Source organism: Colwellia sp. MB3u-8, assembly GCF_014076985.1.
GTDB lineage: Bacteria > Pseudomonadota > Gammaproteobacteria > Enterobacterales > Alteromonadaceae > Cognaticolwellia.
This window is the reverse complement of sequence record NZ_JACGVA010000041.1, coordinates 1-15,058: the sequence shown is the minus strand read 5'-3', so window position 1 is coordinate 15,058 and position 15,058 is coordinate 1. Positions and strand designations below refer to the sequence as shown.

Here is a 15,058-nt window from a genome sequence, read left to right as displayed (position 1 = left end):
TTAGCCAAAATATAAGGTAAACATTACAGGTTTTTCTTAGCACGCTTATTATTTAATAGCGTTCAAAAACGTTACAATCTTCAAGTTTATTTATCAGGTTCATTTTCAAGTTTATTTATTAGGTTCATTTTCAGGTTCATTTCTCAGGTTATTGCTGGTAAATAGCGCCAACATCTTTGTTTATGCGTGCTAATTAGGTAGAGTAGCGATATCTTAATATTGTAAAGTGTTGTTATGGGTCCAGTCATGTTTGATGTGCAAGGCACATCATTGTCTCAAGAAGATAAAGAAATACTTCAACATCCACTGATCGGTGGATTAATCTTTTTTACTCGAAATTATCAATCACCAGAACAAATGGCTGACTTAAGTCAGCAAATCCGCATGGTAGCCAAAAAGCCTATGTTATTAGCGGTTGATCATGAGGGGGGTCGTGTACAACGCTTTCGAGAGGGTTTTTCTTTAATCCCGGCTATGGGTAAATTATGGCGAATGTCAGAACAAAATATCGCCTTAGCAAAAGAACTTGCTAAACAAAGTGCGATCCTGATGGCATTGGAAGTGCAAGCGGTTGGTATAGATATCAGTTTTGCGCCCGTATTAGATATTAATAACATTAGCGACGTTATTGGTGATAGAGCCTTTCATCAACAACCCGATTACGTCACTGAATTAGCTGAGGCATTTATTAGTGGCTTACATCTAGTGGGTATGAAAGCAACCGGTAAGCATTTTCCGGGTCATGGCAGTGTTAAAGCTGACTCTCATATTGATTTACCCATTGATTCACGTACAAGCGCTGAGATTTTCCAACAAGACTTAATACCATTTAAGCAACTTATCAGCAAAGGAAAAGTGGATGCCTTGATGCCTGCACATATTATTTTCCCCGATGTTGATCCTCAAGCTGTGGGTTTTTCTCGTTATTGGCTACAAAACATTTTACGAGAACAACTCGGTTTTAATGGCGTGATTTTTAGTGACGATTTATCCATGCAAGGCGCGGCAAGCATCGGTGGTTATATTGAACGCGCTGAGGCAGCACAAGTAGCAGGTTGCGATATGCTTTTATTATGCAACAACCGTGATGGCTGTGTAGAGGTGCTTGATAATGCCAACATTTCAACATCGTTAGTGAGTAGTGGAAGGCTTGATAAGCTGCTGAAAACGCCAGATAAAAACACTAATTTCTCAAGGCTTAAAGAAAATCTAGTCTGGCAACAAGCGAGCGAATACCTTAAGCAATATCGTTGATTTTTAGCCAAGATCGCAGCCATTCAAATTACAAAGCAATAAACTTAAATAATAAAGAATATTAACAAAATATCAAAATAAAAATATAATAATAAAAATATTGGATAAATTTATGAAACTCACTAAACAGCTATTCATCCCGTTAGCCCCTGTTTTAGCGGTAATATTTCATTTTACCTTGCAAGCTGTTGGCTTGGACAGTAAAGCCTCTATCGCTGCGGCTATTACGCTATTAACGGTTATTTGGTGGGTGACCGAAGCACTGCCTATACCTGCCACGTCATTAGTGCCTTTTGCCTTGCTGCCCCTATTTGGTATTGTCGATCATAAAGTGGTCGCATCCGCCTTAGGTAGCCACGTAATTTTGCTCTTAATGGGCGCTTTTATGCTGTCAAAGGCCATTGAAAAAAGTGGCGCACATGAACGGTTAGCGGTTTACATGGTGCGCTTGGTGGGCGTTAATAGCGGCAGGCGAATGGTCTTTGGCTTTATGTTAGCGAGTGCACTATTAAGTATGTGGATATCCAACACCGCCACAACCTTAATTATGTTACCTATTGCCTTGGCTATTCTAAAACATATTGATAATCAAAATCTTAAAGTAGCGCTGATTCTTGGTATTGCCTATGCAGCAAGTGTGGGTGGTGTTGCGACCCCGATTGGTACGCCGCCTAATGTGATCTTTATGGGCATTTATGAAGAACAAACAGGCATTGAATTTGGCTTTTTAGAATGGATGAAAATTGGCGTACCTATTGTGGTACTTGCTATTCCAATTATGGCCTTTTGGCTCACCAGAAATGTCAAACTTGAACAAGCGGTACACTTACCCGTATTAGGGCCATGGCGCGCGGAAGAAACACGCACCTTGTGGATTTTTGGTTTAACTGCATTAGCCTGGATCACACGTAAAGAACCTTTTGGTGGTTGGAGTGGCGCCTTAGATATTGAGATAGCAGGTGATAGCACTGTCGCTTTATTTGCTGTGGTGTTGATGTTTATTGTGCCCAACGGTAAAGGCTCACGCTTACTCGATTGGGACAGCGCTAAAACTATTCCCTGGGGTATGTTATTGCTATTTGCTGGCGGTATTGCCTTAGCTAAAGGTTTTGTCGCTTCAGGTCTAAGTGATTTATTGGGTGAGTGGTTAGCGTCATTTGCTCACTTACCGGCAATTATCATGATTGTTACTATTTGTCTGGTGGTGACTTATTTAACAGAAATAACCAGTAACACAGCAACAGCCACATTACTGATGCCCATTTTAGCGGCGGCGGCTATTGCCTCTGGTTATGACCCTAAAGTGTTAATGATACCTGCGGCGATATGTGCCAGTTGTGCGTTTATGCTACCTGTGGCAACAGCGCCTAATGCCATCGCTTATGGCACCGGTGAAATACAAATTAAAGAGATGGTAAAAGAAGGGGCCGTGCTCAGTTTTATTATTTCTTGCTTAGTGGGTATTACTTGTTACTTGTTATTGCTCTAATAGCCTTTCACGTCAAATTTAAATACTCGCGTTATGACCTTGGGTTATAACGCGAGTATGATAAAAAAACGGTTAAAACATTTTCTCTTTTTGCAAACGTGCTAATAAAATAATAGCAAACGCAGCACTATAAATACCAAATATAACTAGCATGACTTGTGGCATGGTAAAGCCTAAGAATTGCCAGTTAATATCACCACAGTCGCCTGTCGCTTCAAACAAGGCCGGTAACCATTGATGTAGTGGCGCCCAAGTTGGGAAGTTTGGTATAAACTCACAACTAAATAAAAACGACATAGTTGATGATTGCATGTCGACATGTTCTAAAGCAATGATGAAGCCCCAAATAGCCCCGGTAGCCCATAACCCATAAGCTGCAATACGTATTAATATAAATTGACAACCTAAAGCCCCAACAACACCTGCTAAAAATATCCCCCAGATGGCGGTGCGCTGATAAATGCACATAATGCAGGGTTCAAGCCCCATCACATATTGAAAGTAGAGTGCGATTAATTCAAAACATAAGGCACTAACAGCGAGCAATTGCCAAGCTCGTTGATTTAAAGATAATTGGCTTAAGAAATTCACAACATGTCGCCCATGATTAATTATTTAAGTAATATTGCTAGATATGCTAACAATAATAAAAAAGCGCCACAAGGGCGCTTTTGTTAAATTTTATATCAGCTTATAACTTGAACAAAACTTATTAGTGACCACCAGGGGCACTAGTTTCAGGCTTTGCACTGTGATGCTGAATAATATTTTCGTCATAAAAATACTGGGTGTATTTGGTTAACTGTCCAGTTGAGATAGCCAGTAAACCAACAAGCGTTAACACTATCGTATAAGGGAACGCCATAATAACCATACGACCATAAGATAAACGAATTAATGGTGCTAGTGCTGAGGTTAATAAGAACAAGAACGCTGCTTGACCATTCGGTGTTGCCACACTGGGTAAGTTTGTACCTGTGTTAATTGCCACCGCTAATAAATCAAACTGGTCGCGGGTAATTTGGCCAGCCATTAGTGCTTTTTGAATCTCTGTAATGTAAACCGTACCAACGAATACATTATCACTTACCATGGAAAGTAAGCCATTTGCCAGATAGAACATAACAAGCTGCATGTTACCTTCAAAGGTTAACACCCAAGTAATAACAGGCGTAAATAAGCCCTGATCGACAATAACAGCAACTATCGCGAAGAACACGGCTAACAAAGCAGTAAATGGTAGCGCTTCTTCAAAGGCATGGCCAATTTGATGCTCTTCAGTAATACCCGTAAAAGCAGTGGCTAGAATGATGACAGATAAACCAATCATACCAACGGGTGCTAAATGTAATGCCAGACCAACAATTAACCAAACGGCAATCGCACCTTGAATAATCAGTTTGGCATTATCAAGTTTATTACGTTTTTTACTTTCTGCAATATCGTAGTCGTTCAAAACATTGTAAACATTTTCTGGTAAAGCAACGCCGTATCCAAACCATTTTACTTTCTCTAAAAGTACACAGGTTATCATACCAGCAAAAAACACTGGAATAGTTACTGGTGACATACGAATAGCAAACTCAAGGAATTCCCAGCCGGCTTGTTGACCAATAACTAAGTTTTGTGGCTCACCAACTATGGTACATACACCACCTAAAGCGGTACCCACACCAGCATGCATCATTAAATTACGTAAGTAGCCACGAAACTGCTCTAAATCAGCACGTGAGTATTCAGCTAATTCATGGTCACTGGTATGATCGTGGTCAACTTTAATATCTTTACCCGAAGCAACCTTGTGATAAACAGAGTAAAAACCAATAGCGACACTTATAATTACGGCAATGACGGTAAGCGCATCTAAGAAGGCCGACAAGAAGGCCCCAGAGAAACAAAACAGTAAAGACACCATCACTTTGGAACGAACTTTAGTGACTATTTTAGTGAATAAAAATAGTAACAAGCCTTTCATAAAGTAAATGCCGGCAACCATAAAGATTAATAATAAGATCACTTCAAAGTTTAAGATCATCTCATGCATGACTTGATTTGGACTTGTCATACCTATGGCAACTGCCTCGATAGCGAGTAAGCCACCGGGTTGTAAAGGGTAACATTTTAGTGCCATTGCTAGAGTAAATATAAACTCAACAACCAATGCCCAACCGGCAATGTAGGGGTCGACAACGAAAAATAATAATGGGTTGATTACTAAAAATGTAATTATTGCGAGTTTGTACCATTCTGGCGAATTGCCAAGAAAGTTTTTATAAAACGCATTCATGAATGATTGCTGCATGATGAACCTTTTAAAAATTAAGAGCTAGGATTAGTGTGACTTAAACGTTTTTTTAATTATTCTTTTTTAATTATTTTTATAAATTTAAGAGTTCAAGAGTTTAAGCGTTAATTTAACTATTGTAAATAAGTCAGATCAAGCTTATTAGGTATTGAAACTGACTGTTGGGACAGTAAATGTAATTTTGGCATAAAGAAGTAAGCTTTAAAAAATGGCAAAATCAGCAGGCATAAGCAAATTTTACGATTTTAGAACGCTTATAAAATAGCGATAAAGCTAAGATGAATTTAACACGGCAGCTTTAGGGGGGGATATTTTTTATGACTAGCGCCACTGAAGTTGAGCGTTTGACGTATCTCGTATTCATAGATATCAAAGATTTTACTAAAATAGCTTTTCATGATGTGGCATCTAAGTTAATAACAATCTTCATTAGTGACTATTATGCCTTAAATATGCCTTAAAATTATTTTTGATTGATTTTAAGGCTATTAACCACGACTGATCCTTTGATAATGTAACTATTAATTATGGCGGGCGATCGGTATTTTATTTTACGTAGAACGCAATAGGTAAATAGCTTTAAAGTTAATTTAACTACTTAGTTGTTATATAGTTGTTATAGAAAAAAAGTGGTGTTCTTAGGCTGATGTTTGAACGATTTTATCTGCTGTTCCATTTAGTTGATTATATTCTGAAATAGATGTTAGTATCTCGATTTCACTCAGTTAAATCATTGGTTGAATCATTAAAGGTGTATTTTTAATTACATCTGTGAACAAATTATCACTTTAACTTTTGGCTTTATTGTTAAGACCCAGTTAAGTGTTTTGACTAGACTTTTGTCGGTTTATATACAATAGATCGGGTTCTTGATGAAAAAATGGCTAGCAGAAAAGCCAATGAAGCTGTTTTTAAAAACAATACATTCAACAAGTTATTCAACAATATTAAAATCATAATTTTTTACTACTAGCTTAAAGCTGATTACTCACCAAGAATCGGTTAAATCACCTAAAGTCCTATTGCCCGTTTTTTAGACTTGGCAAAGTTCACTAACGTAAAAACAGACATTACATATTGTTTATATAGAGCTTTAATTTTTACTATTTAATATGAGACCTTTTTATGCTTAAAAACTTTAATAAGTTATCTATTGTTTATCAATTAACAACGATTATTTTTATTATTACATTGACAGTTTTTTCACTATTAACGCTTTATGTTTCTTATGACACCAGTAGAGGCGCAATTAAAGGCGTTGAACAGCAACTGAATCGTGAATTAAAGTCGATATCAGGAAATTTTGAATTTTTTCATGAGACGTTAGAACAAAGGACCCGTCAGTTAGGTGATATTTTCTTTACTATGTTTTCAAGTGATCTGAAAATTGATATGGCTAATATTAGCCGAGTAGGTAACTTTGATGTGCCGACATTAATGCATGGCGATAAAGCAATTAACGGCAATTTTTCATTACCCGATGAATTCACTAAAATGACTGGGGGAAGTGCGACTATATTTATGAAATACAATGATGACTTTATTCGTGTTTCTACTTCTTTACGTAAAGAAAACAATGATAGGGCTTTTGGTACCTTGCTAGGTAAAAGTCATCCTGGTTATTCCACTTTAATGCAAGGCAACACCTATAAAGGATCTGCCTTCTTATTTGGTCGTAACTACATGACTAAATATATTCCTTTTAAAGATGTTAACGGCGTGGTTATAGGAATTATGTATGTTGGCTTTGACTATACTGCATCGCTAGCAACATTTAAGGAAAAATTAGCTAAAATTAAGTTTGGTGACACGGGTTATTTATATGCAATTTCAGCTAAAAAAGGCCCTAAGCAGGGAACTCTAGTTATTCATCCTTCCATTGAAGGAAAAAATCTTGTTGCAATGGAAGATGCGTCAGGCAAAAAAGTTTTTAAAAAATTACTTGATGGTGATTCAGGTGTTATGCATTACCAATGGAATAATGCCCAAGGACAGGCCCAAGATAAATTAGTTGCCTATAAGCATGTTAATGGTTGGGACTGGGTTATTGCTGCAGGAAGTTATACCGATGAATTTATTAAGGAAAGTGTTTCACTGCGTAATAATTTAATTGCAATGACCATTTTGAGTGCGTTGGTTATTTTGGCGCTAGTTTATCTTTCGTTAAAGAATTGGTTGAAACCCTTAAATGCCATTGCTCAAAGTTTGAAACTATTGGGACAAGGAGATCTCAGAACGCGTGTTACCGTAAAAGGCTCGGAAGATTTTGAAGATACGTCTAATGAAATACAATTTTTAGCGGGTCATTTAAATAAAATGGCGAAAGAATTTTCAATATTAATTAACAGTATTTTAAGTTCGGTTGATCTGATGGGCATTGCCTCAGAACGTGTCGCAGCGGTTGCGGCACAAACACGACAAGGAGCGGGCCAACAGTTAGATGAAATAGATCAAGTTGCAACGGCTATAAATGAAATGGCCGCAACAGTGCAAGAAGTAGCATCAAGTGCGGTTACTGCCGACTCCCTCACGAAAGAGTCAAATGATCATGTTCAACGAGGTAACTTGGTTGTTAATAATGTCGCAAGTTCTATTCAAGATTTAGCTATTCAAGTTGAAGAATCGGCAACAGCGATTGAAGCGGTTGAAAGTGAAAGTAAAAGTGTTGAAACTGTTTTAGAGGTTATTCGTGGGATAGCAGAGCAAACTAACTTACTTGCGTTAAATGCAGCGATTGAAGCTGCAAGAGCCGGTGAACAAGGTCGAGGGTTTGCTGTAGTTGCTGATGAAGTGAGAACACTGGCGCAAAGAACACAGACATCAACTGCTGAGATTCGTGTGATAATTGAGCGATTACAACATAGCGCTACACAAGCGGTAGAAAAAATGCAATTAGGCCGAGACAAGGCCAGAAGTAGTGTTGAAGAAGTATCAAAAGCCGATGACGTATTAAATCAAATAACTGAATCTGTTGCGTCTATTTCTCAGATGACAGCCCAAATAGCGGTCGCCACTGAAGAGCAATCACGAGTAGCAGAAGATGTGAATCAACGTGTGGTAAATATTCGTGATATATCAAGCGAAACCTCTAATGGGGCAAACGAAATGCTTGAGTCAACATCACAAATGCAAGGTGCTGTAAAACAATTAGAAACCAAGACAACACGATTTACAGTCTAAATTATTTAATAAATTGAGCTAGCCTGTGACAAATTTTGTGTAACTGCCAGTTTTAAATAAAGTGCTTTAAACGGTCTTCGAATTCAATCATAAATTGATTCAAGGCCGTTTTTTAGTTTTTGTTATAGGGCGTTGTAAATACAAAGGATGCTTCTATGAAAATTTTTGGCATTTTATTACTACTTATTAGCATCACTTAAAAAACAAGACGTACCAATTATAATATGGCATAGCTACACTTTGTGTGTGGCTAGTAATGAAAAATTTAAAATAATAAATAAAAACATGATCTTATTGTTCTAGTAAACGAATTAACTACTATGCCCAGAGTAATAAAATCACTACGCTAGTAATGATTAAAGCCATCCCTAAGAACTCTACTAAGGATATTTTTTCTTTAAATATTCTATAGGTAATAAACAAGGTGATGAAAAACTCAACTTGCCCTAATGCTTTGACATAAGCAGCATTTTGAAAGCTTGCTGCGGTAAACCAACCGATAGAGCCTATCACGCTAGTTACGCCAACAAACAAACAAATACGCCAATACTTAACCATTAACCCTAATTGATTTTTGTCTTGAAAATAGACATAAACAAAAGATATAACTGATTGAACCGTGATCATAAATACTAAGGTGACCGCAGCACTGAGTAGTAAATCGGTTTCTAATGCTAAACTTGATTGCCTTATCAGCAATGTTGTTATGGCCAAACCTAAGCCAGCAGCAAGGCCAAATCCAGCACCCGGGTTACGAAATACATCGTCAAAAGTAAATTTTACTTTTGAAACGAGTAAAACACCGACAACACCAACAGCAACAGAAAACCAACCTAAGTAAGTTAAACTGGTTGAAAAGAGTAAGGCGCCAACAACAGCAACTAGAATAGCCTCTGTTTTTGCTAAACTAGAAGCGACTGAAAAATTACGATATTTAAAAGCAATAACTAAACAAACTGTGCCAATGATTTGGGCAAAACAAGCGATCAGTGCATATTTTAGGAAGTTTGGATTAATTGTTGGTATGTCTAGCTGGCGATATTCAAGTACCCACCATAGATACAACCAAGCAAAAGGTAGCGCATATAGGTAGCGTACACCGGTATTTGCCATAGCATTTAGGTGGCTTGAAAGCTGCTTTTGTCCAGCGGTGCGAATAGCTTGCATAAGCGCAGCTAATAAAGTGAAGTAAATCCAAATGTCCAAAAAAATTCCTAAATATTATTTTATGCTGCTTAATAAATAAAAAGCACGATACAGCAGTTTAACCTATGGGTTAAGTAGCAGTATCGTGAAAGTGAACGTATGGCTTTTATTTTTTAGGTAAATGAATACCAGCCAACATACAGCGAATAGAACCGCCGGCGAGTTCTATTGTAGGTACATCAATAGGGACAATCTTAACGTGATTTTCAATCAGTAATACCTGGCTTTCAGTTAACGAAGTATAGGCGGTTGTAGACATAGCTAAAATATTACCATTAGGCGTTGAAAGCTCTAATGCATTACCGGCAAAGTTACATATTTGCTCATAGGTTAGTTCAATGATTTCTTTATCACTTTGTTGAAAACGTTCGATTAAATTTGTGCGCACTACTAAATTTTTAACACAATTTAATCCAATAAGTACAAAGTCAGTCGCCATACTCATTAAAACATTGGTATGGTATACAGCGACATTATTATCATCTGTGGCCGTAAAGGCGACAGGCTGATAATCAAAGTCTTTACAAAATTGATTCAGCACACGTTCACTCATTCGATTTGAAATAACGGCATAAGCATATCTATTTGAGTGGTCTAACACCATAGAACCAGTGCCTTCTAGAAAAAGATGCTGTTCTTCTAGCATTGAATAATCGATAACTTTATTGACTTGATATTCTTTTGATAATAATTTTATGATTTCTGGCTTTTTTTCTTTGCGACGACTCTCACAATACATGGGGAAAATGCCAATAGTGCCATCTTCATGTGTTGTAAACCAATTGTTTGGAAAAACAGAATCTGGCGTGTCTTTCGTAAAATCATCAAAAGCATGTACGGTAACACCATGTGATCTCAATATTTCAATCGTTTTTTGAACCTCTTTTCCTGCTTCGGCTGTAATATATTCAGCTGACACATCAGGACTTGTCTGTTGAAATACATTATCCGCTGCGGTTTCTGGATTCGCTATGAAATGGTGCGGACGGATCATAACAACAGCAGAAGGTGATTGATTAGCGTTTTTCATTAAGGTGTCCTTTAAGCTGGCAATAATAACTAGTTCAGTAATTCGAAGAGATTTTTTTGATCTGTAAGCTCAGGCACTAACTCAATAGTTTCACCAATATTATGTTCCACGATGAGATCCTTGAGTAATCTCAGTGCTGAATAATCTTCTAATGCAAAACCAACCGAATCAAAGATGGTAATTTCATCATCTGAAGTTCTACCAAGGTGCTTGTTAGCAATAACTTGCCAAAACTCAGTAACAGGATGATCATCAGGCAATTGTTGAATGTCGCCTTCAATTCTTGATTGCGGTGCATACTCAACAAAAATTGAGCCTTTAATCAGAATTTGTGCATCAATTTCTGTTTTTCCTGGGCAATCACCACCCACGCCATTGATATGTACGCCAGCCTTAATCATGTCAGGAGTAATTATTGTCGCTAGTTTTTTATCAGCAGTGACTGTGGTAATAATATCAGCATCTAAGGTGGCTTCTTTTACACTGTCACAAATAATGATGTCTAAGTCAGAGTATGATGAGAGGTTACGTACTAATTTTTCACTTGCCTTACGGTCAACATCAAAGCATTTGATTTTTGTTATGCCTAAAAGACAATGAAAAGCGATTGCTTGGAAATCACTTTGACAGCCGTTACCAATTAAGGCCATGGTGGTTGAATTAGCGCTAGCAAGCTTTTTAGCTACCATAACTGATGTCGCCGCTGTTCTTAAGGCTGTGGTTAACGTTAGCTCAGATAAGAGTACAGGATAACCCGTATCTACATCAGCTAAAACACCAAATGCCATCACAGTTGAGCAGTTTTTTTGTCCATTATCTGGATGACCATTGACATATTTAAAAGCGTACTGATTAGCATCTGATATTGGCATGAGTTCAATAACGCCCGATTCGCTATGGTTAGCCAATCGAGCTGATTTATCAAATTCTGCCCATCTTAGAAAATCGGACTCTAAATAAGTAACCAGTCTTTCGATGACATGTTCTGTGCCTATTTTTTTTGTCAGTGCAGCGATTGTTTTAACGTCAGTAAAAATGGTCATAATAATTCCTCTGTTTAATTAATAGGAATTATGAACCTGATAAGCGCCAACTATTAGTATAAGCTTTTCACTAAATTGATAACTAACTATGCAGTTTGCTATGTGTTTGTTTTATTTTGATAGGTTTGATGGGTTTGATTGTGGCGAGCAGGTAAGTTTTATACTATTCATTAAAATATAACGTTCAACGAGCCATATTTTACTATGATCTAATTTGATGGGATGAGAGTAAAATGCTGGTTTCAGAAGCCGAAATTTCGGATATTCCTCTTATTCGACATAATATTCTATCAAACTCTTCAAGTGAGCTTGTTTGCAACTCAACAAGCATATCCCATCGACCATTGGTTGTATGAATAGTACAAACACTAGGCTCTGACATCAATGCGAACTTAACATTTTTAGTTGAACTGCCCTTTATTTCAATATTCATATGAGCACGAACCAAAGACATTTTATCATCAGTTTCTGTCGAGACTAATATAGTATAACCTGTGATGATATTGCGCTTCTCTAACTTGGTTAATCTATTTTGTACCGTTGCTCGAGAAACATTAATTTTTTTAGCTAAATCGGACACAGAGGTACGAGCATCTGTTCGAAGTATGCTAATTAATTGTCTATCGATATTATCAAGTTCGCTCATATTGAAAGAAGGCCTTAGCAAATTGTAATTCTATTGTACAATACTAGTTAATTTACGAACTAATTAAAAGCAAATGTTTGTGGCACAATAAGTTCATCGATATTAAAAAATAAAAAAAAGAATAATATGAAAAAAATCTTAATTGGCATAATAACATTTTTTATAAGTTTAAGTGCAATGGGCGCTGAGTTAACTATCGATCAAAAGATTGATCAGCTACTTATCCCTGTCGCAGATTTATTTACCGGTATCATTTTTTACAGTGTTGATGTGGCCGGTACTCAGTTCCCGCTTATTGTTCTGTGGCTCATTGTGGCTGCTGTGATTTTTACGGTCTATTTTGGTTTTCTTAACATTCGTGGATTTTCTCATTCTTGCAAGGTTATACGTGGTGATTTCTCAAACCCTGATGACCCAGGTGAAGTTAGCCACTTTCAAGCATTAACCACAGCACTTTCGGGCACTGTAGGTTTAGGTAATATTGCCGGTGTCGCTATTGCGGTTTCAATTGGTGGGCCTGGCGCGACATTTTGGATGATCATCGCTGGTTTTATGGGCATGTCGACAAAATTTCTTGAATGTACTTTAGGTGTGAAATATCGGCGCATAAATGCGCAAGGTCAGGTTCATGGCGGACCTATGTATTACCTTAAAGATGGTTTAGCCGAATTGGGTTTTAAAAAACTCGGTAAAGTACTAGCGAGTTTTTTTGCCGTGTGTTGTGTCGTGGCGTCATTGTGTGGCAGCAATATGCTGCAATCAAACCAAGCCTTTCAGCAATTTGTTATTGCTATGGGTAATGAAACGAGTTTTTGGGCAGACAAAGGTTGGCTCTTCGGTAGTATACTCGCCGTTGTTATTGGTGTTGTTATTATTGGTGGTATTAAAAGTATAGTCAAAGTTACTGAAAAAGTTGTGCCTTTAATGGCGGGACTTTATTTGTCAGCGGCTCTTTTTGTTTTGGCCTATCACTATACAGAAATTCCGCATGCGGTCAGTCTTATCATTAATGGTGCATTCAATCCTACAGGTGTTGTTGGTGGTATTATTGGTGTGATGATACAGGGCTTTAAACGTTCAACATTTTCAAGTGAAGCCGGTGTTGGTGCCGCTTCAATTGCTCACGCAACCGCCTCTACAAAAGAGCCTGTTAGAGAGGGGTATGTGGCGTTACTCGAACCTTTTATCGATACCATTGTTATCTGTACCATTACTGCATTAGTGATTGTTATTACGGGGGCTTATCAAACAACAGAGGGTATTGATGGCGTTGCGTTAACGTCTAGAGCTTTTGCCAGTGTTATATGGTGGTTTCCTTATGTGCTTAGTGTTGCCGTATTGATGTTTGCTATTTCAACCATGATTTCATGGGCATATTATGGCTCGATTGCTTGGGGATATTTGGTGGGTGAATCTAAAGTGTTAGATTTACTTTATAAGGTCGTTTTTTGTATGTGTACTGCGTTAGGTGCCTCGGTAAGTTTAAATGCTGTCATTGCCATATCAGATTCAATGTTCTTTTCGATGGCCATTGCAAATATCATCGGATTGTATTTCTTAGCACCCCAAGTCAAAGTTGATTTGAAGCAATACCAAAAAACATACTGCCCAAAATAATATCACCCCATTTAAAGATTAAATGCTGAAATAGTATTTAATCTTTAATCTTTAATCTTTGATACCAAGCCATCAGCACTTTTAATTTTTGTCTATAGACTTTCTATAGACAAAAATGAGTGAGTAACACGCGGCTAACGAAACTTCAAAGGTTCCCGTTTTATTTTTTATTACTATCTGTTATGCTCCTGTCAAACCTAAGCAGTTTCGATGTGAGGACGACCTCACCGCTCTATTTATATCAGAGGACGACCTCTATATTATTGAGTGCTTACATGTCTTGGTTTATCTTATTTATTGCAGGAACCTTGGAAGCTGGCTGGTTAGTTGGTCTTCAAAAATCCGAATCTTTTACAAAACCCTATTATATAATCTTTGCAATTTTCTCGATGACACTTAGTTTAGTGTTATTTTCAATTGCTTTAAAAGAAATCCCTATTACTACAGCTTACATTGTTTGGTTGGCTGTTGGTGCATCATCCATTGCTATCATAAACCATTATTTTTTTGAACAACCAATCACTATTCAGCAATTATTCTATTTTTGCTTAATATTTATTGGCGTGCTTGGCTTAAAAATATCTAATTAATATAATCAACAAAGTGAGTAAATAAATATGTCTGGTGAAATCGATCTAAAAAAACTAATTGCTGCAATGACGCCCGTTCTTGCTGAAACAGAATATGTTTTTGGCACGCTTGATACTAATAGCTATGAACAGCTAGCCCAGTTAGAACCTATTGGTACGTTTCAAGAAAAAGAAGGATTAACGGTTATCGTTAAAAAAGAAAAAGCGGAGGAGTTTAATATTATACATTCAGGTACATTTAAATGTATCACTTTAGCTGTACATTCTAGCCTTGATGCTGTTGGTTTAACGGCTGCTGTTGCAACCAAATTAACGCAAGCAAATATTAGCGCAAATGTTATCGCGGCGTATTATCATGATCATATATTTATTGCATCACAAGATGCCGAAAAAGCATTGGCTTGTCTAAATGAGCTTGTTCTTCAGGAACAATAATAAGGTAAGCCAATTTATGTGTTTATCAGTAAAAATTTCTTTGTAGTAGCTCAAATTCAAGCATTAATGTCTGGCGTGAATGAGCAACAAGTTAGAGAGGATCTTAAAAGATCTGGGCGGCCACAAGCCTATATTGATAAAGTAGCACCTCATAAAGTACATAAAGGAAACAGGCCGACTAATACCTTGTTAATGAAGCGAATATCGCCTAAATCGTTAGGCAGTTTAATCGCCTTATATGAACATAAAATATTTGTTCAAGG

12 protein-coding genes and 1 pseudogene are annotated in these 15,058 nt (G+C 37.2%); 7 read left to right on the top strand and 6 right to left on the bottom strand.

Annotated elements, in window-relative coordinates; genetic code table 11:
* Positions 1-234: 234 nt before the first annotated feature.
* Both nagZ and H4J54_RS04415 read left to right on the top strand, forming a co-directional pair.
* Positions 235-1,254: a beta-N-acetylhexosaminidase gene (gene nagZ, locus H4J54_RS04420; RefSeq protein ID WP_182189739.1), complete on the top strand. Its 1,020-nt coding sequence runs from the start codon at positions 235-237 to the stop codon at positions 1,252-1,254.
* Between the two features lie 112 nt (positions 1,255-1,366).
* Positions 1,367-2,743 (top strand): SLC13 family permease, encoded by a 1,377-nt coding sequence (locus tag H4J54_RS04415; protein WP_182189738.1) that lies wholly within the window; start codon positions 1,367-1,369, stop codon positions 2,741-2,743.
* A gap of 72 nt (positions 2,744-2,815) precedes the next feature.
* On the opposite strand, the gene dsbB is transcribed toward H4J54_RS04415, so the two are convergent.
* Positions 2,816-3,334 carry a disulfide bond formation protein DsbB gene (gene dsbB, locus H4J54_RS04410; RefSeq protein ID WP_182189737.1) on the bottom strand — a complete coding sequence of 173 codons (519 nt, stop codon included), beginning with the start codon at positions 3,332-3,334 and terminating at the stop codon, positions 2,816-2,818.
* Positions 3,335-3,455: 121 nt separating this feature from the next.
* Positions 3,456-5,045: a sodium/proton antiporter NhaB gene (gene nhaB, locus H4J54_RS04405; protein ID WP_182189736.1), complete on the bottom strand. Its 1,590-nt coding sequence runs from the start codon at positions 5,043-5,045 to the stop codon at positions 3,456-3,458.
* 1,128 nt (positions 5,046-6,173) lie between these two features.
* Between nhaB and H4J54_RS04400 the strand changes: the two genes are divergently transcribed.
* Positions 6,174-8,228 carry a methyl-accepting chemotaxis protein gene (locus H4J54_RS04400; RefSeq protein ID WP_182189735.1) on the top strand — a complete coding sequence of 685 codons (2,055 nt, stop codon included), beginning with the start codon at positions 6,174-6,176 and terminating at the stop codon, positions 8,226-8,228.
* A gap of 318 nt (positions 8,229-8,546) precedes the next feature.
* Here H4J54_RS04400 and H4J54_RS04395 read toward each other — a convergent pair whose 3' ends face one another.
* The 4 genes from H4J54_RS04395 to H4J54_RS04380 form a co-directional block, all read right to left on the bottom strand.
* Positions 8,547-9,434: a DMT family transporter gene (locus H4J54_RS04395; RefSeq protein ID WP_182189734.1), complete on the bottom strand. Its 888-nt coding sequence runs from the start codon at positions 9,432-9,434 to the stop codon at positions 8,547-8,549.
* 106 nt (positions 9,435-9,540) lie between these two features.
* Positions 9,541-10,464, bottom strand: a complete 924-nt coding sequence (gene ctlX, locus H4J54_RS04390; RefSeq protein ID WP_182189733.1) for a citrulline utilization hydrolase CtlX — start codon at positions 10,462-10,464, stop codon at positions 9,541-9,543.
* 29 nt (positions 10,465-10,493) lie between these two features.
* Complete coding sequence (locus tag H4J54_RS04385) at positions 10,494-11,507, bottom strand: ornithine cyclodeaminase (RefSeq protein WP_182189732.1); 1,014 nt, start codon at positions 11,505-11,507, stop codon at positions 10,494-10,496.
* Between the two features lie 202 nt (positions 11,508-11,709).
* Positions 11,710-12,153, bottom strand: coding sequence for an Lrp/AsnC family transcriptional regulator (locus H4J54_RS04380; protein WP_182189731.1), 444 nt, complete (start codon positions 12,151-12,153; stop codon positions 11,710-11,712).
* A gap of 126 nt (positions 12,154-12,279) precedes the next feature.
* On the opposite strand from H4J54_RS04380, the gene H4J54_RS04375 reads away from it, so the two are divergent.
* The 4 genes and pseudogenes from H4J54_RS04375 to pgi all read left to right on the top strand — a co-directional run.
* Positions 12,280-13,770 (top strand): sodium:alanine symporter family protein, encoded by a 1,491-nt coding sequence (locus tag H4J54_RS04375; protein ID WP_182189730.1) that lies wholly within the window; start codon positions 12,280-12,282, stop codon positions 13,768-13,770.
* 275 nt (positions 13,771-14,045) lie between these two features.
* The gene (locus H4J54_RS04370) at positions 14,046-14,360 is read left to right on the top strand and encodes a multidrug efflux SMR transporter (protein WP_182189729.1); all 315 of its coding nucleotides are present in this window, start codon (positions 14,046-14,048) and stop codon (positions 14,358-14,360) included.
* A 27-nt stretch (positions 14,361-14,387) separates the two neighbouring features.
* On the top strand, positions 14,388-14,795 hold the full coding sequence (locus H4J54_RS04365; RefSeq protein WP_182189728.1) for an ACT domain-containing protein: 408 nt from the start codon (positions 14,388-14,390) through the stop codon (positions 14,793-14,795).
* 18 nt (positions 14,796-14,813) lie between these two features.
* Positions 14,814-15,058: pseudogene (gene pgi, locus H4J54_RS04360) on the top strand (glucose-6-phosphate isomerase); the annotation flags it as partial.

Bases quoted from the DNA above. Each gene is read 5' to 3' on its own strand.
- nagZ (WP_182189739.1), top strand. From the start codon at position 235: ATGGGTCCAGTCATGTTTGATGTGCAAGGCACATCATTGTCTCAAGAA.
- H4J54_RS04415 (WP_182189738.1), top strand. From the start codon at position 1,367: ATGAAACTCACTAAACAGCTATTCATCCCGTTAGCCCCTGTTTTAGCG.
- nhaB (WP_182189736.1), bottom strand. From the start codon at position 5,045: ATGCAGCAATCATTCATGAATGCGTTTTATAAAAACTTTCTTGGCAAT.
- H4J54_RS04400 (WP_182189735.1), top strand. From the start codon at position 6,174: ATGCTTAAAAACTTTAATAAGTTATCTATTGTTTATCAATTAACAACG.
- ctlX (WP_182189733.1), bottom strand. From the start codon at position 10,464: ATGAAAAACGCTAATCAATCACCTTCTGCTGTTGTTATGATCCGTCCG.
- H4J54_RS04385 (WP_182189732.1), bottom strand. From the start codon at position 11,507: ATGACCATTTTTACTGACGTTAAAACAATCGCTGCACTGACAAAAAAA.
- H4J54_RS04380 (WP_182189731.1), bottom strand. From the start codon at position 12,153: ATGAGCGAACTTGATAATATCGATAGACAATTAATTAGCATACTTCGA.
- H4J54_RS04375 (WP_182189730.1), top strand. From the start codon at position 12,280: ATGAAAAAAATCTTAATTGGCATAATAACATTTTTTATAAGTTTAAGT.
- H4J54_RS04370 (WP_182189729.1), top strand. From the start codon at position 14,046: ATGTCTTGGTTTATCTTATTTATTGCAGGAACCTTGGAAGCTGGCTGG.
- H4J54_RS04365 (WP_182189728.1), top strand. From the start codon at position 14,388: ATGTCTGGTGAAATCGATCTAAAAAAACTAATTGCTGCAATGACGCCC.